This is a genomic window from Streptomyces sp. NBC_01549 (assembly GCF_026339955.1).
Lineage (GTDB): Bacteria > Actinomycetota > Actinomycetes > Streptomycetales > Streptomycetaceae > Streptomyces.
Genome location: NZ_JAPEPW010000004.1, coordinates 310,716 through 335,421, shown reverse-complemented (window position 1 = coordinate 335,421; position 24,706 = coordinate 310,716). Strand labels below are relative to the sequence as shown.

At 68.4% G+C, this 24,706-nt stretch carries 21 protein-coding genes and 2 pseudogenes; 14 read left to right on the top strand and 9 right to left on the bottom strand.

Annotation, left to right across the window (positions count from 1 at the left end; translation table 11 throughout):
* Positions 1-230: 230 nt before the first annotated feature.
* From OG819_RS52050 to OG819_RS52025, 5 genes and pseudogenes are all read left to right on the top strand, one after another.
* Complete coding sequence (locus OG819_RS52050) at positions 231-614, top strand: YciI family protein (RefSeq protein ID WP_266636403.1); 384 nt, start codon at positions 231-233, stop codon at positions 612-614.
* 148 nt (positions 615-762) lie between these two features.
* Entirely contained in the window at positions 763-1,062 is a 300-nt protein-coding gene (locus OG819_RS52045) for a hypothetical protein (protein WP_266636404.1), read from the top strand.
* Between the two features lie 347 nt (positions 1,063-1,409).
* Positions 1,410-1,757 carry an FAD-dependent monooxygenase gene (locus OG819_RS58925; protein WP_323139470.1) on the top strand — a complete coding sequence of 116 codons (348 nt, stop codon included), beginning with the start codon at positions 1,410-1,412 and terminating at the stop codon, positions 1,755-1,757.
* Positions 1,729-2,930, top strand: a protein-coding gene (locus tag OG819_RS52035) for an IS3 family transposase (protein WP_266656894.1) whose coding sequence is annotated in 2 segments (ribosomal slippage) — positions 1,729-2,011 and positions 2,011-2,930 — 1,203 coding nt in all. Because the reading frame shifts where the segments join, the coding sequence is not laid out codon by codon here. Before OG819_RS58925 ends, OG819_RS52035 begins: the two co-directional genes overlap by 29 nt.
* Positions 2,931-3,095: 165 nt before the next feature.
* Positions 3,096-4,384: pseudogene (locus tag OG819_RS52025) on the top strand (IS701 family transposase).
* Between the two features lie 89 nt (positions 4,385-4,473).
* Here OG819_RS52025 and OG819_RS52020 read toward each other — a convergent pair.
* The 6 genes from OG819_RS52020 to OG819_RS51995 all read right to left on the bottom strand — a co-directional run bounded on the left by OG819_RS52020 (position 4,474) and on the right by OG819_RS51995 (position 7,961).
* The gene (locus tag OG819_RS52020) at positions 4,474-4,959 is read right to left on the bottom strand and encodes a hypothetical protein (protein ID WP_266656892.1); all 486 of its coding nucleotides are present in this window, start codon (positions 4,957-4,959) and stop codon (positions 4,474-4,476) included.
* Positions 4,960-5,284: 325 nt separating this feature from the next.
* The gene (locus tag OG819_RS52015) at positions 5,285-5,506 is read right to left on the bottom strand and encodes a hypothetical protein (RefSeq protein WP_266636405.1); all 222 of its coding nucleotides are present in this window, start codon (positions 5,504-5,506) and stop codon (positions 5,285-5,287) included.
* Positions 5,507-5,545: 39 nt separating this feature from the next.
* Complete coding sequence (locus OG819_RS52010; RefSeq protein WP_266656890.1) at positions 5,546-6,199, bottom strand: recombinase family protein; 654 nt, start codon at positions 6,197-6,199, stop codon at positions 5,546-5,548.
* Between the two features lie 162 nt (positions 6,200-6,361).
* Positions 6,362-6,484: a hypothetical protein gene (locus tag OG819_RS52005; RefSeq protein ID WP_266656888.1), complete on the bottom strand. Its 123-nt coding sequence runs from the start codon at positions 6,482-6,484 to the stop codon at positions 6,362-6,364.
* A 277-nt stretch (positions 6,485-6,761) separates the two neighbouring features.
* Positions 6,762-7,187, bottom strand: coding sequence for a DUF4267 domain-containing protein (locus tag OG819_RS52000; RefSeq protein WP_266636411.1), 426 nt, complete (start codon positions 7,185-7,187; stop codon positions 6,762-6,764).
* Between the two features lie 327 nt (positions 7,188-7,514).
* Positions 7,515-7,961, bottom strand: a complete 447-nt coding sequence (locus OG819_RS51995) for a DUF1772 domain-containing protein (protein ID WP_266636413.1) — start codon at positions 7,959-7,961, stop codon at positions 7,515-7,517.
* Between the two features lie 90 nt (positions 7,962-8,051).
* Here OG819_RS51995 and OG819_RS51990 point away from each other — a divergent pair, with 90 nt between their 5' ends.
* The gene (locus OG819_RS51990) at positions 8,052-8,630 is read left to right on the top strand and encodes a TetR/AcrR family transcriptional regulator (protein ID WP_266636415.1); all 579 of its coding nucleotides are present in this window, start codon (positions 8,052-8,054) and stop codon (positions 8,628-8,630) included.
* 189 nt (positions 8,631-8,819) lie between these two features.
* Here the strand turns inward: OG819_RS51990 and OG819_RS51985 are convergent.
* Positions 8,820-9,308, bottom strand: a pseudogene (locus OG819_RS51985) (Tn3 family transposase); the annotation flags it as partial.
* A 668-nt stretch (positions 9,309-9,976) separates the two neighbouring features.
* Between OG819_RS51985 and OG819_RS51980 the strand changes: the two are divergent.
* From OG819_RS51980 to OG819_RS51970, 3 genes are read left to right on the top strand one after another with little or no spacing between them, the layout of a single operon-like run.
* Positions 9,977-11,770: an FAD-dependent monooxygenase gene (locus OG819_RS51980; protein ID WP_266656886.1), complete on the top strand. Its 1,794-nt coding sequence runs from the start codon at positions 9,977-9,979 to the stop codon at positions 11,768-11,770.
* 4 nt (positions 11,771-11,774) lie between these two features.
* Complete coding sequence (locus OG819_RS51975; protein WP_266636590.1) at positions 11,775-12,830, top strand: maleylacetate reductase; 1,056 nt, start codon at positions 11,775-11,777, stop codon at positions 12,828-12,830.
* A complete protein-coding gene (locus tag OG819_RS51970; RefSeq protein WP_266636592.1) occupies positions 12,827-13,738 on the top strand; it encodes an intradiol ring-cleavage dioxygenase in 912 nt (303 codons plus the stop codon). The genes OG819_RS51975 and OG819_RS51970 overlap by 4 nt, the downstream gene beginning before the upstream one ends.
* 58 nt (positions 13,739-13,796) lie before the next feature.
* Here OG819_RS51970 and OG819_RS51965 read toward each other — a convergent pair whose 3' ends face one another.
* The gene (locus OG819_RS51965; RefSeq protein WP_266636594.1) at positions 13,797-14,735 is read right to left on the bottom strand and encodes an AraC family transcriptional regulator; all 939 of its coding nucleotides are present in this window, start codon (positions 14,733-14,735) and stop codon (positions 13,797-13,799) included.
* Positions 14,736-14,751: 16 nt separating this feature from the next.
* On the bottom strand, positions 14,752-15,660 hold the full coding sequence (locus OG819_RS51960; RefSeq protein ID WP_266636596.1) for a LysR substrate-binding domain-containing protein: 909 nt from the start codon (positions 15,658-15,660) through the stop codon (positions 14,752-14,754).
* A gap of 83 nt (positions 15,661-15,743) precedes the next feature.
* Between OG819_RS51960 and OG819_RS51955 the strand changes: the two genes are divergently transcribed.
* The 5 genes from OG819_RS51955 to OG819_RS51935 all read left to right on the top strand — a co-directional run bounded on the left by OG819_RS51955 (position 15,744) and on the right by OG819_RS51935 (position 24,672).
* Positions 15,744-16,946: a thiolase family protein gene (locus tag OG819_RS51955; protein WP_266636598.1), complete on the top strand. Its 1,203-nt coding sequence runs from the start codon at positions 15,744-15,746 to the stop codon at positions 16,944-16,946.
* Complete coding sequence (locus tag OG819_RS51950; RefSeq protein ID WP_266636599.1) at positions 16,943-17,614, top strand: 3-oxoacid CoA-transferase subunit A; 672 nt, start codon at positions 16,943-16,945, stop codon at positions 17,612-17,614. The genes OG819_RS51955 and OG819_RS51950 overlap by 4 nt, the downstream gene beginning before the upstream one ends.
* On the top strand, positions 17,611-18,282 hold the full coding sequence (locus tag OG819_RS51945; RefSeq protein WP_266656884.1) for a 3-oxoacid CoA-transferase subunit B: 672 nt from the start codon (positions 17,611-17,613) through the stop codon (positions 18,280-18,282). The genes OG819_RS51950 and OG819_RS51945 overlap by 4 nt, the downstream gene beginning before the upstream one ends.
* A 208-nt stretch (positions 18,283-18,490) precedes the next feature.
* Positions 18,491-23,389, top strand: a complete 4,899-nt coding sequence (locus tag OG819_RS51940) for a non-ribosomal peptide synthetase (RefSeq protein ID WP_266656882.1) — start codon at positions 18,491-18,493, stop codon at positions 23,387-23,389.
* Positions 23,386-24,672 carry a condensation domain-containing protein gene (locus OG819_RS51935; protein WP_266656880.1) on the top strand — a complete coding sequence of 429 codons (1,287 nt, stop codon included), beginning with the start codon at positions 23,386-23,388 and terminating at the stop codon, positions 24,670-24,672. Before OG819_RS51940 ends, OG819_RS51935 begins: the two co-directional genes overlap by 4 nt.
* Positions 24,673-24,706 lie beyond the last annotated feature (34 nt).

The window sequence follows — 24,706 nt, the reverse complement described above, 5'->3', positions numbered from 1 at the left end:
TGACGACGTTGCCGTCGTTCTGTTTCCCCGAGCCGCCGACCCGAACCGGACGTGCGTGCGACTGTTCTTTTCGACAGGACGCACGGGGTGGGGCAGGTGGCGTTCTTTGAGGCGCGGTCCCGCGCTTTTGCGATCACCTCGGCACTCGGCGCGGCCTTGGGCCAGCGAAGTGCGGCTACTCCCCCGCTTGTGGCTTGGGCCGAGCGCAAGCGAATCGAAAGGACAACACGATGACTGAGATCACTCAGGCCAAGCCCGACGAGCGGCACACCGGAGCACAGAAGGTCCTGTTCCTCTGCTTCACCGAACCCAACGGAGTGTCTGCCGACGTGCTGCGCCAGCACCTCGAGGAACATAAGAAGTGGCTTACCGCGGTGGAGCATGACGGCCGACTCTTCGCTGCGGGACCCCTGCTCGATGAGGACTACCGGGGGTCGGGGAGCGGCATGCTGATCCTGCGTGCCGCGTCGCGGCAGGAGGCGCAAGACATAGTCGACCAAGACCCGTTTCACGTCCGCGGGCTCCGTACGTACCGGCTCCAGCCCTGGCAGCTCAACGAGGGATCGTTCGGCGTGAACGTCAGCTTGTCCGATGGCACTGCCACCCTCACCTGACCGTCCGGCTCCGGGTCTTCGAAGTCGAACGGTGGGCCGCTCTGAGCCGCGGAGGGAGTGTCAGGCTCTGTGCGTCATAACCCGCCGAGCCCGCGGACACCACCGCACCGCTCACCTTTGAAAACCCGGCAATCCACTGGGGATCTCGGTGCACCAGGAGGGACAGCAGGTCTGCCGTATCGACCGGGACCGGCCCGATACGGTCGAAGACCTCCTTGCCGATCCGCAGCAGAACAGCACGCTTGCAGCTCTCGCAGTGAAGCACATCGGCAACATCTACGTGACGGACTTCTACGGGGGACGGCTCCTCCTCGTCGACTCCGGCGGCTCAATCGCCACGGTGGCCACCGGCATTCAGAACCCCAACGCCGTCGCCGCCGATGGTGACGGCACAGTTTACGTGGCGGACCTTACGGACGGAGCTGCCATCGGACGGGTCATGTCCTGACCTGCGGCAAGACGCGAACTGCTCCCTTCGTGGAAAGCGATGTGTTTGAGGACCCGGCACTGGTATCGGCGCTATGCCCTGCACATGACGACATGTGTGTGCAGCTGCATTGGCGCATCAACGCACGATGTGCGCGGCAGCCGCCGCGCTCACCGTGCGGCGGATCCCCCAGGCTTCCTGATGGCACTCCCGCGGTCGTCGAATCGTGTGTCCGGCCGGGGCTCGCGGTTCGCAGCCTCACCGAGCGGCACCTTCACGGAGGGCCGATAATCGCAAACGGGCACATAAGGGATAAGTTGCCTCGTGGTTCTTCGGGTGAACACGGGGCACCAGTCGCGGACGTTCTGGTGGTCGGCGCCGGCCCGACCGGGCTTCTGCTTGCGGGCGATCTCGCCAGTTCCGGAGTCGAGGTGACGCTGCTGGAACGGCGCGATCACGAATCCAACTTGAGCCGAGCCTTCACCGTCCATGCGCGAACCATGGAGGAGCTCGACGCCCGCGGCCTGGCCGACGAACTGCTCCGTATCGGCACGCCAATCCAGTCGTTCCAGCCGTTTGGCCGTCTCCATATTGACTTCTCCAGGCTGCACACACGCTTTCCATTCATGCTCATCACTGAATCGCCCCGGTTCGAATGGAGACTCGATTTCATGAAAGGATCGAGTCATGGCACGACCTTCCCGTTACCCGCTTGAGCTCCGCCGTCGTGCGGTGCGCATGGTCGCCGAGGTAGGCGACGACTACCCGAACGAGACGGCCGCCCTGCAGGCGGTGGCCGAGAAGCTCGGCATCGGCTCCCGCGAGACGCTGCGGAACTGGGTGAAGCAGCACGAGATCGATGCGGGGACACGTCCGGGGACGACGACGGAGGAGTCCGCCCAGCTCAAGGCGTTGAAGAAGGAGAACGCCGAACTGAAGCGGGCCAACGAGATCCTGAAGGCCGCGGCGAGTTTCTTCGCGGCCGAGCTCGACCGGCCACACACACGCTCGTAGCGTTCATCGACGAGCACCGGGACCGCTTCGGCGGCGTCGAGCCGATCTGCAGGACGCTCACCGAGCACGACTGCAGGATCGCCCCTTCCACCTACTACGCCCACCACAAACGTCGGAGCACGCCGTCGGCCAGGACCGTGCGGGATGCCGAACTGAAGAAACAGATCAGCGAGGTCTTCGAGGCCAACTACCACGTCTACGGGGCGAGGAAGATCTGGCGTGAGCTGAACCGGCAGGGCCGCCGCGTGGCCCGCTGCACCGTCGAACGCCTGATGCGCGAACTCGGCATCGCTGGGGCGGTCCGTGGCAAACGCGTGATCACCACGCTGCCCGGCGGGCAGGCCGAACGGGCGCCGGACCTGCTGGACCGCGACTTCGTCGCTGCCGCCCCGAACCGCTGCTGGGTCGCGGACTTCACCCACGTGAAGACCTGGGCCGGTGTCGTCTACGTCGCCTTCGTCGTGGACACGTTCTCCCGCCGGATCGTCGGCTGGTCCGCGGCCACCGTGAAGGAAACGGTCTTCGTCCTGGACGCCCTTGAGATGGCCGTGTGGCAACGTGACCGCGACCAACACCCAGTTCAGCCAGGCGAGTTGATCCACCACTCGGATGCCGGGTCGCAATATACGAGTTTCCGGCTCGCCGAGCATCTGGACGCCGCCGGCATCGCCGCCTCGATCGGATCGGTCGGCGACGCCTACGACAATGCCCTGATGGAGAGCACGATCGGCCTGTACAAGACCGAGCTGATCAAGCCCCAACGGCCCTGGAAATCGCTCTCCCAGGTCGAGTTGGCCACCGCAGAATGGGTCGACTGGTACAACCACCGCCGACTCCACGGTGAGATAGGGCACGTTCCGCCACGGCAGCTGTAGTTCGTGAGGCGTGAGGCATCGCCGCTGGCCAGCGTGGTGGGTGGGGTGCCTGCGGCAGGGGTACGGCCACCGGCATCGTGATCTTGTGTGACGAAGAATCAAGAAGCGGTGGCCGCGCAGGCCACGGTAGTACACGCCGGGTGGGACGGGTTGTTCGAGGGGTTGATGGGCCGGTTCGCGAGCTGCTTCCCGCGCCGGGAGACCCGGCTGACCTGCCGGAACATGGTCTCTGGGCTGCTGATGGTCAAGGAATCGGCGAACTGCTGGTCGTTGGCCGAGGCGATCGGCCACAGCGGTCCGCATGTCCTGCAGCACTTCTTGTCGAGGGCCCGCTTCGACACCGAGGCAGTCCGCCGGTCGGTCGCGGCCTGGACGGTGGAGCAACTCGGCGAGAGGAGGTGATGTTGGTGGTGGACGAGACGGGCGATGAGAAGTCGTCCCTCGACGCGGTCGGCGCGGCCCGGCAGTACTCCGGGGCGCTGGGCGGGATCGGGCTGTGCCAGGTCGCGGTACACCTCTCCTACGTGAGTGCCGAGGGGCACGCGCTGGTCGACCGTCGGCTGTACCTGGGCGAGGCATGGGCGGCGGACGACGAGCGCCGTGAGCTGGTCGGGGTGCCCGACGAGAGGGTGTTCGCCACCAAGCCGCAACTGGCCGGCGACATGCTGGAGGACGCCCACGCCTCGGGGGTGCACACCGCGTGGGTGGCCGCCGACGAGGTCTACGGTGGACGGGAGTTGCGTGCGCGGATCCGTGCGCTGGGCTACGGCTACGCGATCGCGGTACCCACCAGCCACCGGGTCACCACCCCGGGCGCCGGGAAGAAGAAGGTCACCGCGCTGCTGGAGCGGGTGCCGAAGCGGGCCTGGATGCGGCTGAGGACCGGCCATGGCACCAAGGCCGAGCGGCTCTACGACTGGGCGATGATCGACGTGAACCCCGACGATGCGCCGCCCGGACAGGCCGCCGGGCACAGCCAGGTCCTGGTCCGACGCCACCGCCGCACCGGCACCCTTTCCTTCTACCGGACCTGGCACCCCGACCCGCAGCCGATATCGGTGCTGGTCAGCGCGGTCTGCCGCAGGTGGCGGGTCGAGGAGGACTTCCAGGGAGCCAAGGGCCTGGCCCACCTCGACACCGGCCAGGTCACCTGCTGGACGTCCTGGCACCGCTGGAGCCTCATGTCAATGATCGCCTACGCACTTCTGGCCGTCGGCGCCCTCCACGAGCGGCAACGCGCCCACCCCGCCAACTCCGACGACGAGTTGGCCATGGTGCCCGTCAGCCCGCGCGAACTCCTCGCGCTATTGCGGGTCTTCGCCCTGCCAAGGCCCCGCCAGGACACCGATCCGGCACACGCCCTGCGCTGGTCGAACTGGCGTCGCCGACACCAGCATCGCGCGACGGCCTGCCACCGCCGCTGGAACAACGTCACAGCAGTGGCCATCGCATGACAGGAACCTCACGAGTCACGAACTACAGCTGCCGTGTCCGCCCGTCGAGTACGAAGCCAACCACTACATGGAATCCACGAAACCCCAGGTCACAACCATAATCTGAGATCTCTATCGAACCCGGGGCGATTCAGGGCGAAGAAGGCGTGCAGTTCAGCCTTGGTGAACGCCCGCTTCTTCGGGTCGGACTCGTTGTCCTGGACGTGCACCGCGGTGTTCCACTCGTGCACCACCTGGACCGGGTGGGTGCCGAAGCGTTCCTCGCAGGTCGCGGTCCATTCATAGAGGGGGTCGGTCACGAAGTGGCAGAAGGACCGGACGGCCTCGGAGTACGAACGGATCGTCGAGCGCTTCAGGTCGCGCAGCGAGCGCAGATCGCCGAGCCATTCATCGACCATCGCCGGCGTCCAGTTCCACGGGTAGGTGTTCACGTACGCGGTGAACGCCTTCACCGTGTTCTCCCGGCCTTCCACGGTCGTGCGGGCCAGGTTCCGCGCCAGCTGCTGATTGGCGAACCCGGTCAGCATCGCCGCGAAGACCTGTTCCTCCGGCCGCAGCAAAGCGACCCCGTCCACCAGGAGCAGTCTCGCCGCCCCTGGTATTGAACCGTTGAACCCCACTGATCCACCACTCTCCGTGACTCGCATCAGATGCGAGAAAGCCGCATCCTATGCGAGTCTCCAGGGAACCCGCAGGTCAGCCCCCTGAGTGAGTGGCAACAAGACCCTGTCGGCCGCTATCGTCACCGGGTAACGCAGGCGCCCAACTCCACAGGATCGCAGCGTGGTTGACACCCCCGCGCAGGCAGATTCGCATACCGTCGCGAATTCGCATCCAATGCAATTGGCGGCGCTTGGAACAACGGAACAGCGGTTGGCGCTAAGCAATTGATCTTGCCGACTACTCGCTCTCCAGGTGCAGAAGTACTTCTTCGTGGAAGCGGTCAGGGTCGTTGGCTTCCTCGGGCGTCAGCAGGTCATCTGGACGCCGGATGCGGGTTCGGCGCGGGCGAGGGAGGTCGGCGTCCTGGAGGGCGGCGAAGTCGGCATGGGCTTGCTCGACGGCTTCGGGGTACGTTTCCTTCTTCGCGTGCTCGGCGAGCGCCCGGTAGATGCTCGCCACCGGAGGGGTTGTGTCCCTTGCGCTTGCCGGTGGGGATGATCAGGTCGGGCTGGATATCCTCGACCGACTCGCCGCCCGCGCGGCGGCGGAGCACGGTGTGCAGCATGTCGTCGGTGACGACCGGCGGCCGGCCGCCGTGCTTGCCCTTGCGGGCCGCGCTTCCAGGGTCGACTCGCGGATGTTCTCCCGCTCGCTCTCCGCCATCGTCGCGAAGAACGCGAACAGCAGCTTCCCCGGCCCGGTGGGGTCGTAGAGGCCGGGCAGGGGCCCGGCGAGCATCTCCAGGATGAGGCCGTGGGCGGTGAGGTGGTCTGCGAGCGCGGTGAGTTCGGCGGCGTCGCGGCCCAAGCGCTTCATCTCGTACACGGTGAGGATGACCCGGCAGTGCGGGGCGTGCGCCTTGATCTCCCGGGCGGTCTTCAGCGCCTCCTCGAACTGGGGCCGGACCCGTACGCGGGTGCTGATCTTCTCGCTGAACACCTTGTCCCTGGGGATGCCGTGCTTGGCGAGCGCGTCGAGCTGGGAGTCGAGTTCCTGGCCGAGCGCGGAGCAGCGGGCGTAGCCGATGCGGATGTCCGCGCTGGGCAGGTCCGGGTCGATCGGCGCCGGGGGCGGGGTGCCGGGTCGCCACGGCTGGCCGGGCCTGCGGTCGGCGAGGGTGGGCACCCGCAGCAGCTTCGCGAGCCGCGGCACCTTGGTGAAGCGGTGGGTGTGCTAAGGGCTGTCCTGCTCAGGTTCAAGGAGCCGTCGCAAGGCGGAGGGTCGTCCTCATACTGGGCGTATTCGGGCGATCTGACAACGCGGCGAGGTGCCGTAGCTGTCGTCGTGCGCCCGCCGGGGATTACGGGACAGCCCTTAGGCAGAGGCGACCGCGCCGCCGCGCGAGCGGCACGGCGAGCCGGGCTGTGCGTCGCACTTCGGGCAGGCGTGCTGTTCGACGTCGTCCGCGTCGGAGCGCGGGGTTTGAGGATCCGTCATGGACGCGGATCCTCGCACAATGCAACTCGCAGAAGGGGGTCCGTTCCCCTTTCGAGTGAGAACGGGTTGTGAGAACCGATCGGACATCAACGGGCCGCCGGCGGCCCACCGTTGACCTTGCTCTCGCAAAGGACCATTTATGAGAGTCGGGGCAGGGGGCCGCGCTGCGCCATCCCGGAGAAACGGGACCCGGCCGCCGTCCACTGGGAGAAGATCGTGCGCCTCGCCTTTCCCGGCAGGCGCTGACAGGCGAATACCGACACGCGCCAAGGTGGCGTTAGGCGGGCTGCAGGGCGGGCGTTGCCGGAGCGGCCGCGACCTTGCGGGTCTCGCGCATTATCAGCAGGCCGTTGACCACCATCAGTGTCGCGGTCAAGCAGTGGACGCCGAGCGCGGTGGCCACGGAGCCGTGGTGGGCCAGCACGGTTGCCATGTCGCCGTACGCGGCGAGGGCCTCCACCAGCAGCACCCAGCCCAGCGCCCGGCGGTGGCCCGTCACCAGCAGGATGCCCAGGACCAGGGCCAAGACGACGTCGCGGATTCCCTTGATGATCAGGAAGCCGTCGCCGTCGCCGGATGGCCAGCTCGGCAGGCCGAAGCCCGGCGCCGTCGTCTCCGGGCTCAGGATGAATTCCGTCCCGAACCAGAGGATGAAGAGGATGAAGGCGGCGGCCAGGACGGTGTTGATCTTCTTCAGCGACATTGTTCTTCTCCTCGCGAGTCTTCGTCAGCTTGGTGAGCTTCGTGGAGCCCGGTGAGTCGTGTGGTGCCCGATCAGGCCGCGTGGACGCGGCTGATCGAGGGGCGTAGCTTGCCGGGATCGCAGTTGTGGGATTTGAGCGGCAGCTGCATTCCCGAATGTCGGGATTTCGGTGGTCAGGCGCCCCCCCGGAGGAGTGGGGATTGTGCGCCACCGGCGCGGCGTCGGCCCGCGGGGTCAGAAATCCGAAGCCCTGTCGGGCTCACCCCGACGGGGCGAAAGCCGTCGATATACAGGGGCGAACCAGTGCATGTCGGGGCAGCGGTGGTATCAGGTGAGGGCGGCGACCAGCAGGGTGAAGGCGGCGATGATGACGGCGACGCGGACGTAGTGGTAGCGGTCCCAGCGGTGCAGCTGCTGCTTCCAGTCGGCGGGCCGGTTGTCGGGGGTCCAGGTCTTGTTTCGGTTGTTGATCGGGACGAGCAGCAGCATCGACATGACCACGCTGACGATTAGCAGGCCGGCGGCGGTGACGACGAGTCCGGCGCCGTGGTGGTGCCATCCGGCGACAGCCCAGATCGCGCTGAGGACGAGCGAGCCTATGTACCAGAACGGCATCAGGGCGCCGAGCATCCGGCCGCCGTGGGCGTGGCCGAGCTGGCCGCTGTCCTCGGGAAGCGCGTCCAGGATCCGGTTCATGATGAAGGCGACGGAGAACTCCACCCCCACCATCACGCCGACGATCACGGTGGTGACGACCTCGAGTGCGTTGAGCATAATGACCTCTTCGGAATCTAGCGTTGCTAGCTGATGAGGCAACACTAGTGCTGCTGCCGCTCGATTGTCTAGTGATGCTAGGGTCGATTCATGTCGGTACAAGAACGCAAGCAGCGCGAACGGGCGGAGCGCGAGCGCCTCATCGTGGCGACAGCCCGCGAACTCGCCGAGCAGCAGGGCTGGGACGCGGTCACCACCCGCCGGCTCGCCGAGCGCATCGAATACAGTCAGCCCGTCCTCTACAGCCACTTCCGCGGCAAGCGCGAGATCATCGGCGCCGTCGCCCTGGAGGGCGCCACCGAGATGGCCGCGGCGGTGCGGGCCGCGACCTCCGCCGAGGACGACCCGCGCGCCCGGGTCACCGCCCTGGCCCGCGCCTACCTCGACTTCGCCGAGCACAACCCGGCGGTCTACGACGCCATGTTCCGGCTCGATGGCGGCCTGGCGTACGCGCAGGAGGACACCCCCGAGCCGCTGAAGGACGCCTTCGCCGCCCTGCTCGAGTGCCTCGCCGAGGTCGCCGGGGACGGCATCGACCCGGGGCTGTTCACCGAGGTGTTCTGGGCGGCCCTGCACGGGCTCGCCACCCTGACCCGAGCGGGCCGCCTGCTGCCCGAGGACGCCGAGCGGAGGGTGGAGCTGCTGGTGGACCGGCTCGCCATGGTCTGACACACCATCCCGGCGGGCACGCAGCCGGGGCCCTCGGGCCCCGCCGCTGCCTGCCTGCGGCAACGCTTCCGGTCACTCGCGTCCACACGGCGCAGCCGCAGATCGCCGGGCCCCGTACTCCAGACGGGCACCCGCCCCGGAAGCTGCGATGCTCATTGATCACGACCCGATACGCGCCTTAACGCCGCGTCATTCGCCGGTGTCCTCGTCGTCCTCGTCGAGGTGGACGGTCGCCGGGTCACGCAGTGGGCGTAGGCCCTCGCGTGGCGGGCGGGCGGCGAAGCTGTAGCGGCCCAGGCAGTTGAGGTTGGCGTGCTTCAGCGGGGAGACCCGGGCCACGTCGTCGTCCAGGACGTCATGCTCCCGCTCCTCGGGCGGCAGGGCCCGCAGGTGGTCGACGGCGGCGTCGAGGTAGCGCGTTGTCCAGAGCACGGCGGCATTGAGGACCAGGCCGAGCGCGCCGAGTTGGTCCTCCTGCCCCGTCCTGTATGCCTGCATGATCTGTCCGCGCTTGCCGTGGCAGATGTCGCGGGCGAGCTTGTGCCGTGACTCCTGGACGGTGAGCTGCCGGTTCATCTGGCGTCGGTAGGGGTCGTCGACCGGGTCGACGACCCCGAGCAGGTGCAGGGTCTTGGCGATGCGCCCGTACTCGGCGAACGCCTGCCCCAAGGGCGTGGGCAGACACGGACGGCCCCTTCTCACTCCGGTCGGTATCCGCCTTCCGGTGTCGCCGTGCTCTCCCCCTGACCTGCCGTGTGCGTTGCCCCTTGCCGGAAGGCAACGGGCCCGTGGCGGTACGTCATTCGGGGGCCGATCCGGTATCTGCCGCGCGCTGTCACGCCTTTGGGCGGGCGATGTCCGCACCCTGCGCAAGGCAGCGCTACGGGGACTGGCCTGCGTGCGGCACCGCGGTGCAGGCGCGGTGCCGCGGTCGCACGTGCCGAGGCAGGCCGGACGACGGGCACCTGCTGTCCGCCGGACCTGTTGTGCCTGCGAGAGTGATCGTTCATGGCGGTGTCCGGTCCTGCGACCAGGTTCGGGCCGGGCCTGGCCGTGCGCACGGTGCGGTACACCCCAGGGGCGCCCGTGACCTGGGCGGATTCATGACGCGACCAGCGCACACGACTAACGCTTCGACATCTGTGGCCAGCGGTTTCCCGTCGCCGACGTACTCATGGACGACGGCTGCCTCAGCCTCGGAGGTGACCAGCGTTCCCAACCTATCGTGGATCCGCCATGTCTTGGCGTTCCCGCCGACCTCGCAGCCGTCCCGTTCCGTGCTTGCCGGACCGGTCCCACACTGGCGTCGTCGGCAATGACGCCGGATCGATGAAAGGCCGTACACCATGCCCATATTCAGCGACGGGATCGCCGAGACCGAACTGCCTGTCGACTCGACCGTGACGACCGACGTCGTGGTCGTCGGTTCCGGACCGGCGGGCGCCTCTGCCGCGCTGCTGCTCTCGACGCTCGGCGTCGACACCATCATGATCACGAAGTACCGGTGGACGGCCAACACCCCCCGCGCGCACATCACCAACCAGCGGTCCATGGAGGTGTTCCGCGATCTCGGCATCGAGGACCAGGTACTGACGGACGCCACCGAACACGGTCTGGTCGGCGACACCGTGTTCTGCACCAGCATCGCCGGTGAGGAGATCGGCCGGATCCACACCTGGGGCACACGCCCCGACCGGGAGGCCGATTACCGTCTCGCGTCCCCCTGCCTGACCGTCGACATCCCGCAGACCTACCTTGAGCCGATCCTGGTGCGCAACGCGACGCAGCGCGGTGCCCAGACCCGGTTCTCCACCGAGTACCTCTCCCACTCCCAGGACGCCGACGGCGTCACCGTCCAGGTACTCGACCGGATCACCGGGCAGGAATACAGCATTCGCGCCAAGTACCTGATCGGCGCGGACGGCGCCCGCTCGAAGGTTGCCGCCGATCTCGGTCTGCCGTTCGAAGGCGCCATGGACATCGCGGGGTCGATGAACATCACCTTCAAGGCCGACATCACCCGTCACGTCGCCCATCGCCCCTCCGTTCTGTACTGGGTCATCCAGCCGGGCTCGAACGTGGGCGGCATCGGTGCCGGACTGGTGCGCATGGTGCGTCCGTGGAACGAGTGGCTGATCGTGTGGGGCTACGACATCGCCGAGGAGCCCCCGGTGGTGGACGAGCAGGCTGCCGTCCAGATCGTGCGCAGCCTCCTGGGGATCCCGGACCTCGACGTGGAGATCACCGGCACCAGTCTGTGGGGCAACAACGAGATGTACGCGACCCGGCTGCAGCAGGGGCGGGTGTTCTGCGCGGGCGACGCCGTCCACCGGCACCCGCCGAGCAACGGCCTGGGGTCCAACACCTCCGTCCAGGACGCGTACAACCTCGCCTGGAAGATCGCCGCCGTGCTCAAGGGACATGCGGCCCCGTCCCTGCTGGAGACGTACACCACCGAGCGGGCGCCCGTCGCGGAGCGCATCGTCAAGCGGGCCAACAAGTCCAGCCGCGAGTTCGTGGACATCTTCCGCGCGCTGGGCGTCCTCGACGCCAAGAGTGAGGCGGAGATGGCGGCCGCCATCGAGGAGCGCAAGGCCAACACCCCCGCCGGCGCCGCCAAGCGGGACGCCCTGGTGCGCGCGATGGACCTGAAGAACTACGAGTTCAACGCTCACGGCGTCGAACTCGGCCAGCACTACACCTCGGCCGCTGTCGTCTCCGACGGCACGGAACTGCCCGCCCCCACACGGGATGCCGATCTCTACTACGAGATGTCCACGGTCCCCGGTGCGCACCTGCCGCACGCCTGGGTCGGCAACAGCGTGCAGCGTCGCGCCCTCATGGACCTGGCCCCCTACGACCGCTGGACACTCCTGACCGGCATCGCGGGCGAGGCGTGGGAAGAGGCGGCCGAGAAGGTCGGCCAGGCCCTGGGCATTCCTCTCACGACCGTCGTCATCGGTCCGGGCCGCGAAGTGACCGACCTGTACTACGACTGGGCCAAGCTGCGCGAGATCGGCGAGAGCGGGGTGTTGCTGGTGCGGCCCGACAAGCACATCGCCTGGCGGGCAATGGAGCTGCCGGAGAGCCCTGAAGACGAGCTGCGGCGCGCCGTGCTCTCGATCCTGGGAAGGGACTAAACGCATGCAGTTCGTTCATGACACGCTCCCACAGCGGGTGCGGTTCGCTTCCGGCGCGGCCGCGGACGGGCTCGCGGCCGAAGTCGCCGCGCTCGGCGCGCGGCGGCTGATGGTCATCGCGGGAACGGCCGAGAAGGACCTGGCCGACCGCATCACCGCGGGCCTGCCCGTGGTTCACCAGCACAATGACGTCGTCATGCACGTTCCCGGCGACGTCGCTCAGCGGGCGCGGGCAGCTGCCGCCGAGCGGGACGTCGACGTGGTGGTCAGTGTCGGAGGCGGTTCGACCACCGGCCTCGCCAAGGCGGTCGCGCTGACCACGGGGCTGCCGATCATCGCGGTACCCACCACCTACGCCGGCTCCGAGGCCACCGCCGTGTGGGGGCTGACGGAGAACTCCGTCAAGACCACCGGAACCGATCCGAAGGTCCTGCCGCGCGCGATCGTCTACGACGCCGCGCTGACGCTCTCCCTGCCCGTCGAGCTGAGTGTCGCTTCGGGTCTGAACGCCCTGGCGCACTGCGTGGACTCCATGTGGGCCCCGCGGACCGACCCCATCAACCAGGCTCTGGCCGTCGAGGGCGCCTGGGCACTGCGCGTCGGCCTGCCGCTGGTCGTCGCGGAACCGGATGCGGTGGAAGGCCGGGAGAAGGCGCTGTACGGCGCGTATCTGTCCGCGTCGGCGTTCGCGTCCGCAGGCTCCGGCCTGCACCACAAGATCTGTCATGTGCTGGGCGGCATGTTCAACTTGCCGCACGCCCAGACGCACGCCGTCGTCCTGCCTCATGTCCTCGCCTTCAACGCTCCCGGCGTCCCGGAGGCCGAGCAGCGCCTGGCCGCGGCCCTCGGCGCTCCCACCGCCAACGAGGGACTGGCACGGCTGCGCGACCAGCTGAATGCACCGCACTCGCTGCGAGACCTCGGGATGCCTTCCGACGGCATCACCGACGTCGCGAAGGCCGTCGTCGCCGCTGCCCCGGCGGGCAACCCGCGGCCCGTCACTCTCGAAGCGATCACCGAGCTCGTCCGCATGGCCTGGGAAGGATACGAACCCCGATGACCCACAACACCACCGCCCCCGGCGCCCCTGTCCCGGCCGAGCAGCAGGAGCGGGAGGCCGAGATCACCCGCAAGGTGGTCGAGTCCTTCGAGGGCTGCACCGACCCTCGGCTGCGTCAGGTCATGCAGGCGCTGGTCCGTCACCTGCACGGGTTCGTGCGGGAGGTCCGCCTCACCGAAGAGGAGTGGGCCAAGGGAATCGAGTTCCTCACCCGCGCCGGTCACATCACCGACGAGCGCCGTCAGGAGTTCATCCTGCTGTCGGACGTGCTCGGCGCCTCCATGCAGACGATCGCCGTCAACAACGAGGCGTACGGAGAGGCCACCGAAGCCACGATCTTCGGACCGTTCTTCCTCGAGCAGAGCCCCGAGATCGAGCCCGGCGGTGACATCGCCTTCGGCGCTGAGGGAGAGCCCTGCTGGGTGGAAGGCACCGTCACCGACATCGAGGGGAAGCCGGTGCCCGGGGCACGGATCGAGGTGTGGGAAGCGGACGAGGACGGCTTCTACGACACCCAGTACGGCGACGACCGGATGGCGGCGCGGGGACACGTGTTCACGGATTCCGACGGCCGCTACTCCTTCTGGGGTCTGACCCCCACGTCGTATCCCATCCCCCACGACGGGCCGGTGGGTGAGCTGCTGGAGGCGGTCGGCCGCTCTCCGATGCGAGCCTCGCACCTGCACTTCATGGTCAGCGCGCCCGCGCAGCGCACCCTGGTCACGCACATCTTCGTCCGTGGCTGCGAGTTCCTCGACAGTGACACCGTGTTCGGGGTCAAGGAGTCGCTCGTCAAGGACTTCGAGGCGCAGCCGGCGGGTACGCCCGCTCCGAACGGACGCGACCTCGGCGACCGGTCGTGGTCCCGGGTCCGCTTCGACATCGTGCTGGCACCCGACGCCAGATGACCCGCCCATCCGGTCTGCGGGCCGCAGAGGACGTCTGCGGCCCGCGGACCGGCCGGGCTCATGCCCGTGAGCGCGCCTCGCGCAGCACATCGGTGGCCCGCAGCCCGAAACGCTCCTTGAACCGGTGGGAGAAGTGGGCGGCCGATCCGAAACCGCAACGCGCGGCCACCTCGGCGACGGTCTTCCCTCCCCCCTCCTGCAGCAACGACCGGGCACGCTCCAGGCGACGCAGAAGCAGATACTGCGGAACGCTCGAGCCGCCCGAGGCGAACACCCGTGACAGATGGCGCTCGCTGATCCCGACGCCCCGGGCGACGCGGGCCGCCGAGAGCCCCGAGTCGGCCAGATGCTCGTCGATGTACGCCTTGGCGACGGTCAGGTGAACCGTGGACAGGGAGGGTGCGCGGCCGGTCACCGCGGAACCGAGCAGGTCCAGCAGGACGTCCTCGTCCACGCTCGCGGGGGATTCCCGGCGCAGCGCCTGAGCGATCAGCGTGGCCAGGGCCTTGGTCTGGACGACGCCGTCGTCGACGACCAGCGGCTGCGGCAGCGACTTCGGTCCTCCGAGATCACGCCACACCGTGTGCGGGACCTTGACCGCGAGCTCCTCCAGGCCGTGCGAGAAGCCACGCATGAAAGGCTGGTCCGCGTCGCAGACCAGCAGCTGTCCCGGATGCAGCAGCCGGACCCCGTCGTCGTGGTAGAAGAACGCGTCGCCCGCCAGGTTCAGGTAGCACGCCACGGCGTCCGAGGGCACCCGACGGATCTCGGCTCGGGGCCGTTCCACGAAGTGGGGGCTGCCGACCACCCGGGCCACATGCACCTGGGGGAGCTGCAGGTTGATCTCCGTCGCGTCCAGGGCCGCGTCCTGCAGGGAACGGCAGCGCAGCCCGATCAGGGTTTCGGCGTTGTGCTCTTCCCACAGGGCGATCCGTTCGGCCTCGGGAAGGCCCACGGTGCTGAAGCGCACCGGAGCGCCCGTCGTCCCGCTCTTCATCCCTCCAGAGTAGAGGTCACGCTCTCGCGGAGCTCGATTCGAGGTCGTCGACGCACTCTTTGATCACCGAGGAGACCTGCTCGGTCGCGGGAGTGCTGCGCCGGGCCAGGCGGGCGAGCACCAGGTCGACGGATTCGCTCTCGGCGAGTGGTACGTAGGCCACGCTGCTGAGGCGGAGGCTCTGTACCGACTCCGGGACGAGGGCGACGCCGTGTCCGGCCGCGACGAAGACGACCAGGGTGGCCGTCTCACCGACCTCCATCAGTGACGCGGGCTGGAATCCGGCGCGTCGGCACGCGGCCAGGACCCGGTCGTACATGGAGGAACGGGCGCGTGACGGGTGGACGACGAACGGCTCACCGGCCAGGTCCGTCAACGAGATGCGCCGCCGGCCTGCCAGTGGATGATGCGACGGCAGCACGGCAACCAGGGATTCGGTGCGCAGTGGGGTGGTACGGATGTCCTCGTGGTTCACCGTGCCGCGCAGGACCGCGAGGTCGTAGGTGCCGGCGAGCAGGCCGTCGACCAGATCGGGGGTGAGCAGTTCGCCCCGCAGCTCCATGGTGATCCTGGGCAGTCGGGCACGCACGGTACGTGCGACCTGCGGCAGCACGTCGTAGGTGGCTGTGCCGATGAAGCCGATGGAGACACGTCCGGCGTCGCCGGTGGCCAGCTCTCTCATGTGGAGCCGGGCCCGCTCCTCCTCCGCGACGAGGGCGCGTGCGTGCTCGACGAGGTGATGACCGGCTTCGGTCAGTGCGACGTGCCGGGTGGACCGGGTGAACAGTGAGGTCCCCAGCTCCTTCTCCAGCTGTTTGATCTGCTGGGAGAGGGCCGGCTGCGCCACGTGCAGGCGGGCGGCCGCACGTCCGAAATGGCATTCCTCGGCCAGTGCCAGGAAGTACCGGATCTGCCGTAGTTCCATGACTTCCATCTTATAAGGCTTCTTTATCAATCGATCGCGATTAGGTCTTGGACGTGCTGAAGTGCGGGTCCTACGGTGGCGGTGTGACCGACAGTTATCTCTACTTGGCAGCTCGAACCCCCTTCGGCCGGTTCTCGGGCGCTCTCGCCCATGTCCGGCCCGACGACCTCGCGGCACAGGTCATCACCGGAACACTGGCACGGACGCCCGAGCTGGATCCGGCCGAGATCGGCGACGTCGTCTGGGGAAACGCCAACGGCGCGGGTGAGGACAACCGCAACGTCGGCAGGATGGCCGTTCTGCTGGCGGGACTGCCCACCTCGGTGCCCGCCACGACCGTCAACCGCCTGTGCGGATCGTCCCTGGACGCCGCCCTCATCGCCTCGCGCACCATCGAGAGCGGCGACGCGGACATCGTTCTCACCGGCGGGGTCGAGTCGATGACCCGGGCTCCCTGGGTCCTGCCCAAGCCCGAGCGCCCGTTCCCCGCCGGGGACATGACCGCGGTGTCCACCACACTCGGATGGCGCCTGGTCAACGAGCGCATGCCCAAGGAGTGGACGGTCTCCCTGGGCGAGGCGAACGAGCAACTGGCCGACCGCTTCGCCATCTCCCGGGAGCGCCAGGACGAATTCGCCGCCCGCTCCCACCGTCTCGCCGACGACGCCTGGAACGCCGGCTTCTACGACGACCTGATCGTCCCCGTCACGGACCGCGACGGCACCGCCCTGCAGCGCGACGAGGGGATCCGCCCCGGATCCACCCCCGAGAAGCTCGCCACGCTCAAGCCGGCCTTCCGTACCGACGGCGTGATCACGGCCGGCAACGCCTCACCGTTGAGCGACGGCGCCTCGGCGGTCCTGCTCGGCTCGGGCTCCGCCGCGGCGCGCATCGGCATCGATCCCGTCGCCCGCATCGCGGGCCGCGGCGTGTCCGCGGTGGAGCCTCAGATGTTCGGTTACGCCCCCGTCGAGGCGGCGGACAGAGCACTGAAGCGCGCCGGCATCACCTGGTCCGACGTCGCCGCGGTCGAACTCAACGAGGCGTTCGCCGTGCAGGCTCTGGCATGCGTGGATGCCTGGGACATCGATCCGGGGATCGTCAACGCCAAGGGCGGTGCCATAGCGCTCGGCCATCCCCTGGGCGCCTCCGGCGGCAGGCTTCTGGGCACTCTGTCCCGCCGGCTGCAGGAGTCGGGGCGGCGATGGGGCGTCGCGGCCATCTGCATCGGCGTCGGCCAGGCACTCGCCGTGGTCCTGGAGAACGTCACCGGGAGCAGCCGATGACCGCGCGGGTGTGCACTCATCCGGACGAGGCGGTCGCCGGCGTCAAGGACGGCTCGACGGTACTCGTCGGCGGGTTCGGCATGGCCGGCATGCCGGTGGCCCTGATCGACGCCCTGATACGCCAGGGGGCCACGGACCTCACGGTCGTCTCCAACAACGCCGGAAACGGCGACACCGGCCTCGCCGCGCTGCTGGCCAAGGGACGGGTCCGCAAGGTGATCTGCTCCTTCCCCCGCCAGGCGGACTCGTGGGTGTTCGACGGCCTCTACCGGGCGGGCGAGATCGAGCTCGAAGTGGTTCCCCAGGGAACTCTCGCGGAGCGGCTGAGGGCGGCGGGAGCAGGCATCGGCGCCTTCTTCTGCCCCACCGGCGCCGGCACGCTGCTCGCCGAGGGCAAGGAGGTACGCGAGATCAACGGCCGTACCCATGTACTGGAGTACCCCATCAGCGGAGACGTCGCGTTGATCAGTGCCCACCGTGCCGACCGTATGGGCAACCTCGTCTACCGCAAGACCGCCCGGAACTTCGGCCCCGTCATGGCCACCGCGGCCACCACGGTGATCGCCCAGGTCCGCGAGATCGTCGAGACCGGAGCAATCGACCCGGAGACCGTCGTGACACCCAGCATCTTCGTCGATCGCGTCGTACAGGTGGCTGATCACGCATGAACCAGAATCTTCCAGTGATGAGCGAACAGGGCCCGCTGAGCAAGCACGAGATCGCCGCCCTGGTGGCTCGTGACATTCCGCAAGGCGCCTACGTCAACCTGGGCATCGGCCAGCCGACCCTCGTCGCCGACCACTTGTCCGCCGATTTCGGCGTCGTCCTGCACACCGAGAACGGCATGCTCAACATGGGACCCGCCGCGGGAGCGGGCCAGGTCGATCCGGACCTGACCAACGCCGGCAAGGTCCCCGTCACCGAACTGCCCGGAGCCGCCTACTTCCACCACGCCGACTCCTTCGCCATGATGCGCGGCGGACATCTGGACATCTGCGTCCTCGGTGCGTTTCAGGTCTCCGCGCACGGAGACCTGGCCAACTGGCACACCGGCGCGCCCGGCGCCATTCCCGCGGTGGGCGGGGCCATGGACCTGGCGATCGGGGCGAAGCAGGTCTTCGTGATGATGGACCTCTTCGCCAGGGACGGCGCACCCAAGCTGGTACGCGAGTGCGGCTACCCGCTCACCGGGCTCGCGTGCGTGAACCGTGTCTACACGGACCTGGCGGTGTTCGACATCACCCCGCGCGGCGTCAGCGTCAGGCAGACCTTCGGCATCGATGTGCACGAGCTCGCCGATCGCCTGGATCTGCCCCTGCTCGCCGAGGGCGAGTGAATCCGGCGGTCCGTGCGCGCACATTGGCCGAGTTGGATGCGAACGCTGTCAACGCTGGCATCCGAGCCATGTTTTAGGCTGCTGTCGCTCGCTCGGTGGCTTCACCGAGCGACCGCAGCGGGACGTGAGTACGGTCCGGCGGCCCGATGCCGCAGTCCCCGCTGGATGATGCCCAAATGGGCGCCAAGATTGTGTTCGTCTGCAGGGTGTGCACGGGCCGGAGCAGGACGCGCCGAGCGAGTGGGCGTCGGTCGGCGCCGTCATCGCGCGGCAGTGCGCGTTAACTCCTTCGGCAGTGGCCTTCCACGTCGACGACAAGGACCTCACGTACGGCGAACTCGACGCCCAGGCGAACGCCTTGGCCTCGGCGCTCGTGCGGGCCGGTATCGGAAAAGAAGACATCGTCGCCCTCGTTTTCGAGCGGAGCGCGGCGTTCGTGGTGGCGGTGCTTGCCGTTTGGCGGGCCGGAGCCGCCTATCTGCCGCTTTCCCCTGGGCATCCCGAGGCATGGCTCACCGATGCCGCGCGCCGGGCCAAGGTCTCGCTCGTGCTCGGTGAGCCGATTCCTGGCTTTCCGAGCCTGGAGGACGTACCCGAGCACGCCGACCCCGTGGCGGATCTCAACGCTCCCGGCGATCTGGCGTATGTGATCGCCACGTCGGGATCGACCGGGACGCCGAAGCTCGTCATGATCGAGCACGGCGGACTGGCCAATCTCGCCCGGGCCCAGCGCGCGTACCTCGGAGCCGTCCCCACGCGTTCTCGCGTACTGCTGTTCGCGCACCCCGCCTTCGACGCTGCCTTGTTCGACATCGTGCTGGCACTGACGAACGGTGCCCGCCTCGAGATACCGGACGTGACGATTCATTCCGGCGAACCCCTCGCCCATGTGCTCACGGACCGACGTGTCACGCACGCTGTGCTGCCCGCGGCGGTGCTCCGGACGCTCCAGCCCGACGGATTCCCCGACCTGGAAGTCCTGATCAGCATCGGTGACGTCTGCCTTCCGGAAACGGCCCGGAAGTGGTCGGCTCATCACCGTTTCATCAACGGGTACGGCCCCACAGAGACCACGATCGGCACCACCCTGCACACGGCGATTGGTACGGAGAGCACACGTGTGCCCATCGGCCGGCCGATCAGCGGTACTCACATCGTCGTGCTCGACGACAACCGCCGACCGGTGCCGACCGGCTCAGTGGGCGAGATCTGTATCGGCGGGCTCGGCGTCGGTCGAGGCTATCTCGGGGATCCCGAGCTGACCGCCGAACGATTCATCGAGGATCCCACCGCCGGCCGGCTCTACCGCAGCGGCGACTTGGGGCGTCTGCTCGCCGACGGAACACTGGAGTTCCTCGGTCGTGCGGACGATCAGGTGAAGGTGCGCGGCGCGCGGATCGAGCTCGGTCAGGTGGAGGCGGCGCTTGCCGCGCAGCCCGGTGTGCGTGACGCGCTCGCCCTGGTCGACCGGGCAGGAGAGTCGCGACTGCTCGGACACGTTCTCGGTGATGTGGATCCCGGTCTGCTGCGCAAGTCGCTGGCCCGCGCGGTGCCCGGATATCTGGTGCCCGACCAGATCATGGTGGTCGAGAGCTGGCCGCTCACGGTGAGCGGCAAGGTCGACCGCGAGGCGCTGCCCCGACCGGGGCTGACGGATCAGCGGATACGGGAACCGCGCAATGAGACCGAGGCCGCGGTGGTCGCGGTGGCCTCGGAACTGCTCGGCATCGAGGCCGAGCGGATCGATGTGGACGACGACCTGCTGTCGTGGGGCGGCAACTCACTGTTCGCCACGCAGCTCGTGGCCCGGCTGCGATCCCGCCTGGGTGCCGAAGTCGCCCTGAGCGCCGTTCTGGAGAGCGCCACGCCGGCCGCCATCGCCGCCGGCATCGAGGGAGGGACGCGTGACCTCGGACCGCTGCCCGACGGCTCGCCGCCGGAACCGTCCTTCGGGCAGCGCCGGGTGTGGCTGATGGACGCGTTGAACCCCGGGTCGCGTGCCTACCTGAGCCAGTCGGTGTTCCGGCTGACCGGAGAACTCTCGCTGACAGCCTTCGAGGCCAGCCTCACCGAGATCGTGCGCACACAGGACACCCTGCGCAGCCGGTTCCTCGTGGACGACGGCGAACTGACGTGTGTGATCGACGAGCCGTGGCCGGTGCGGCTGGACGTCCGGGATCTCAGCGAGCAGGCCGACCAGGATGCGGCTGTCGGCACTGCCGTGCGCGAGCTGCTGGAGATGCCGTTCGACCTGGCCGTGGAGCCTCCGTTTCGCTGGGCGCTGCTGCGCCTGGCGGCCGACGAGCACGTCTTCGTGCACATCGAGCACCATGTGATCCATGACGGCTGGTCATTGCGGCGCTTCGTACGCGACCTCCTCGACGGTTACGCCGAGCACCTGGCGTACGGCGTGGTGACGCGCGCCGCGCCGCCCGTGAGCTACTACGACTACGCCCGGTGGCAGAAGGAATGGCTGGCGTCCCCGCAGGCCGAGAAGCAGCGGGAGTTCTGGCGCGCGGAACTGGCCGGCGCCGAGACCGTTCTGCGCCTGCCGCGGCGCATCGAGGCGCACACCACACGGTTCCCGGGCAAGGCTCCACGACTCGAGATCGACGCGGACCTGGCCCGGCGACTGGCAGACCTGGCCGACCGGTCCGGCACGACCCTCTACATCGCCTTGATGAGCGCGTTCTTCGTGCTGCTGCACTCCTACACGGGCTCACGGGACCTGCTGGTGGGATCCGCGGTGGCGAACCGCCGCTGGCAGCAGACCGAGGACGTGCTCGGGATGTTCGTCAACATGGTCGTCTTCCGGGGACGTCTGGAGAAGGACCCCACGTTCCTCGAGGTGCTGGAACAGATACGTGAACGGTCGCTGGGGGTCTACGAGCACCAGGAACTGCCCTACGACCAGATCTTCGAGGCGTCCCCCGCGGCGCACGGCGACAGCGCACGTCCCCTGACGCAGGCGGCGTTCAGCTTCCACGACTCTCCGCTGGGACCGCTGCGCCCGACGCCTCTGGGTGTCGACTTCATCGAGGGTCTCAACAACGGGTCCGCGAAGTTCGACATCTCCGTCGTCGGTGTACCGCGTTATGCCGAACCCGGGCGCATCTCTCAGCTCACGGGCGACCTGGTGACCATTCCCGCCTCCGACGAGCCGGTGCTTCCCAGCGCGCGGGGCCAACTGGAGGGCATCACGTTGGCGCGGGAGTTCGACACCGACCTCTTCGACGACGTGTTCTGCACCCACATGCCGAAGGCGTACGAGAGGCTCCTGCGCTCCATCGTGGACGGGCCCCGGCTTCCGGTCTCCCAGCTCGACCTCGTGGACGACGCCACACGGGGAGAGCTTCTGCTGTGGGGACGAGGACGTACCGTCGAGCCCGAAGCGCCATGGCTGCCGGATCTCATCAGCCGCTGGGCGCAGGAGACACCGGACGCGCACGCCGTCGCCGGCCCTGCCCCGCTGACGTACGCGGACCTGGAGGCACGGTCCGATCGGGTCGCCCTGCATCTGGGGGCCGCCGGTCTCGGTCAGGGCGACGTCATCGCCGTTCGGGTGCCCCTGTCGCCCGAACTCGTCGTCGCGCAGCTCGCGGTGATGAAATCGGGGGCGGCGTTTCTCCCCGCGGACCCGGGTGATCCGACGGCCCGGCTGACCACCGTCATGGCCGACTGCGGAGCCCAGGTGCTTCTGACGACCGAGGCGCTGGCCGGAGAAGCCGTGCCCGAGGGCGTGCGCACGGTGGTGCTGGAGGCGGTCGCCGATGCCGGAGGTCTGATCCCGCAGGGCAAGGGAGCGGACGCCTGCTATGTGATGTACACCTCCGGCAGTAGCGGCACACCCAAGGGTGTCGTCGTCGAGCACCATTCGGTCGCCTCCCGGTTCTCCGGTGTGACCGGCTTGGGACCGGGTGACACATGTCTCGCAGTGTCGTCTCCGTGCTTCGACATCTCGGTCCTGGAGGTGTGGGGCACCCTCCTGCACGGTGCGACGGTGCGCTTCCTTCCCCGCCCGTGGTCCTTGTCCGACCTGGCGGACGCGCTCAGGACGCCTGAGGTCAGCCATGCCACTCTTTCCACGGCCGTCTTCAACGCGCTGGTGGCGGAGTTCCCCGAGGCCGTCCACGGTCTGCGGCACCTCGGTGCCGGCGGTGATGTCATGTCTGCGGAAGCCGCGGTGCGACTGCGTGCAACGGGTGCCGCGCGCCTGACGAACTACTACGGACCGACCGAGACCACCATCATGGTCACCGCGATGCCCCTGGAGGAATGGAACTCCGAGAGCCAGCCCCGGGTGCCCATTGGCCGCCCACTGCCCAATTCATGGATCTATGTGGTCGACGACGACATGAGGCTGGTCCCTCCAGGTGTCGTCGGGGAAATCTGTATCGGCGGGCCGGGGGTCGCCCGCGGCTACACGAAGCCGACACCCGGCTTCGTGCCGAACCCGTTCGGCGAAGGACGCCTGTACCGAACCGGTGACCGAGGCCGCTGGCTCGATGGCGGAGTACTGGACTTCGCGGGCCGCGACGACGGACAGGTCAAGATCCGCGGCTTCCGGGTCGAGCCCGCCGAGGTGCGCGTGGCGCTCCTCGCCCTGCCCGGCGTGCACGACGCGGTCGTCCTGGCCGACCGGGCTCAGGACGCACTGGTGGCACACGTCCTGAGCCCGCGGACGGGAACCGACATTCAGCGCGCGCTGGCCGAGGTACTGCCCAAGCACCTCGTGCCCAGCGTTGTCGTTCCGCATGAGGACTTTCCTCTCAACTCCCAGGGCAAGGTGGACCTGCGAGCGCTGGCCGCGGCGCCGGAACCGAAGCAGGCCGTTGCGCCGACGGCGCCGCTCGATGCCGCGGAGGAGGTGATCGCGGCCCTCGTCGCCGGGGTGTGCGACGCGCGGCCGGGCGCGGACGACAATCTCTTCGACCTCGGCATGCATTCCCTGCAGGCGATGCGTCTGGCGTTGCGTGTCACAGCCGCGACGGGCCGGGAGGTCGGGCTCGCCCTCGTGCTGACCCACCCCACGGTCAGGAGCCTTGCCGCCGCCGTCGCTTCGGCGCCCATGGCAACCGACACGATCCGCAGGCTGCCGCAGTCATGACACATTTCCCGTTGTCATCGGCCCAAAGAGCGGTCCGCGCCCTGCACGACGCCGATCCCACCAGGCGTCGGCAGAGCACACGCCGGATCTTCGAGGTCCGGGGCCCGTTGGACGTGGAGGCGCTCGGGCGGGCTGCGGAGGCGCTCGTCCTGCGGCACGAGCCACTGCGGACCGTCTACCCCTCCGAAGACCGACAGGTCATCAGGTCAGAGGCACACCAGGTGCTGCACGTGGTCTTGGAACGGCAGCCCTGGGTGACCTTCGACCTGGCGCATGGGCCGCTGTTGAGTATCTCCGTACAGCCGCTCGGTCCAGACCACCACGAGATCTCGTTCTGTGTGCATCTGCTGGCCGCCGACGGCTGGTCCATGCAGGTGCTGTTCGACGATCTCTCCGCGCTGTACCGGGCCGAGGTGCTGGGTGGGGCCGCGGCCCTCCCGGAGTTGGCGATCCAGTACGTCGACTGGGCCGCGTGGCATGCGGGCCGTGTGACCCCCGAGCGCCGCGCCGAGGTGCGGCGCTGGTGGCGCGGCGCCCTGGCGGACTACCCACGACCCTGGGGCAGCGGTTCCACCCCTGCACCGGGATCCGGGAGACGTCGGGCTGTAAACCTGGCCCCCGGTGTGGTGTCCGCGATCCGCGCTCTTGCCAACTCGTCGGGTCATACGGCATTCACTCTGCTGGCCGCGGCTTGCGCTGTCGCGTTGACCTGCCGGAACCGTCAGGATCGTCTCCTGCTCGGACTCGCGGTGGCCAATCGCGACCATGTCGCCGTGGAGCGCCTGCTGGGCTTCTTCGTCACCATGTCCGTCCTGCCGGTGGACCTCAGCGGCGATCCGCGCTTCTCCGAGTTGATGCGTCGCGTGGCCGAGGCTACCGCCGCCGTGTACGCGCACCGGGAACTGTCGTTCCCGGACATCGCCTCCGACTGGGACGCTCCGGCCGGTGCGGAGGTCGGCCCTGTGATGCCGGTGATCTTTGCTCATCACCCGCCGAGCACGGTAGGCACATTGGCACTCGACAGCTGCGAGATCACCGAGTTACCGGTCTTCGACACCGCGAAATTCGGCCTGACCGTCCGAGCCCAGGACGCAGCCGACGGTGCCTGCGACGTCTGGGCGGAGTACGACACCTCTCTCCACAACGACAGGGAGATCGACACCCTCCTCGAATGCTACGAAACAGTTCTCGTCGTCGCCTGCGAAGACCCGCCGATCTCCGCCTTGCGGTCCCGCGCCGAGTCTGAGGACGCGGGTGCGCGCACGGGGGCCGCCATGAACTGAACCATCGGCCTCCGCGACCCGGACCGCAGCCACT

Coding starts and splice junctions, on each gene's coding strand:
- OG819_RS52050 (WP_266636403.1), top strand. CDS start 231: ATGACTGAGATCACTCAGGCCAAGCCCGACGAGCGGCACACCGGAGCA.
- OG819_RS52005 (WP_266656888.1), bottom strand. CDS start 6,484: ATGACGGATCCTCAAACCCCGCGCTCCGACGCGGACGACGTCGAACAG.
- OG819_RS52000 (WP_266636411.1), bottom strand. CDS start 7,187: ATGTCGCTGAAGAAGATCAACACCGTCCTGGCCGCCGCCTTCATCCTC.
- OG819_RS51995 (WP_266636413.1), bottom strand. CDS start 7,961: ATGCTCAACGCACTCGAGGTCGTCACCACCGTGATCGTCGGCGTGATG.
- OG819_RS51990 (WP_266636415.1), top strand. CDS start 8,052: ATGTCGGTACAAGAACGCAAGCAGCGCGAACGGGCGGAGCGCGAGCGC.
- OG819_RS51980 (WP_266656886.1), top strand. CDS start 9,977: ATGCCCATATTCAGCGACGGGATCGCCGAGACCGAACTGCCTGTCGAC.
- OG819_RS51975 (WP_266636590.1), top strand. CDS start 11,775: ATGCAGTTCGTTCATGACACGCTCCCACAGCGGGTGCGGTTCGCTTCC.
- OG819_RS51970 (WP_266636592.1), top strand. CDS start 12,827: ATGACCCACAACACCACCGCCCCCGGCGCCCCTGTCCCGGCCGAGCAG.
- OG819_RS51965 (WP_266636594.1), bottom strand. CDS start 14,735: ATGAAGAGCGGGACGACGGGCGCTCCGGTGCGCTTCAGCACCGTGGGC.
- OG819_RS51960 (WP_266636596.1), bottom strand. CDS start 15,660: ATGGAACTACGGCAGATCCGGTACTTCCTGGCACTGGCCGAGGAATGC.
- OG819_RS51950 (WP_266636599.1), top strand. CDS start 16,943: ATGACCGCGCGGGTGTGCACTCATCCGGACGAGGCGGTCGCCGGCGTC.
- OG819_RS51945 (WP_266656884.1), top strand. CDS start 17,611: ATGAACCAGAATCTTCCAGTGATGAGCGAACAGGGCCCGCTGAGCAAG.
- OG819_RS51935 (WP_266656880.1), top strand. CDS start 23,386: ATGACACATTTCCCGTTGTCATCGGCCCAAAGAGCGGTCCGCGCCCTG.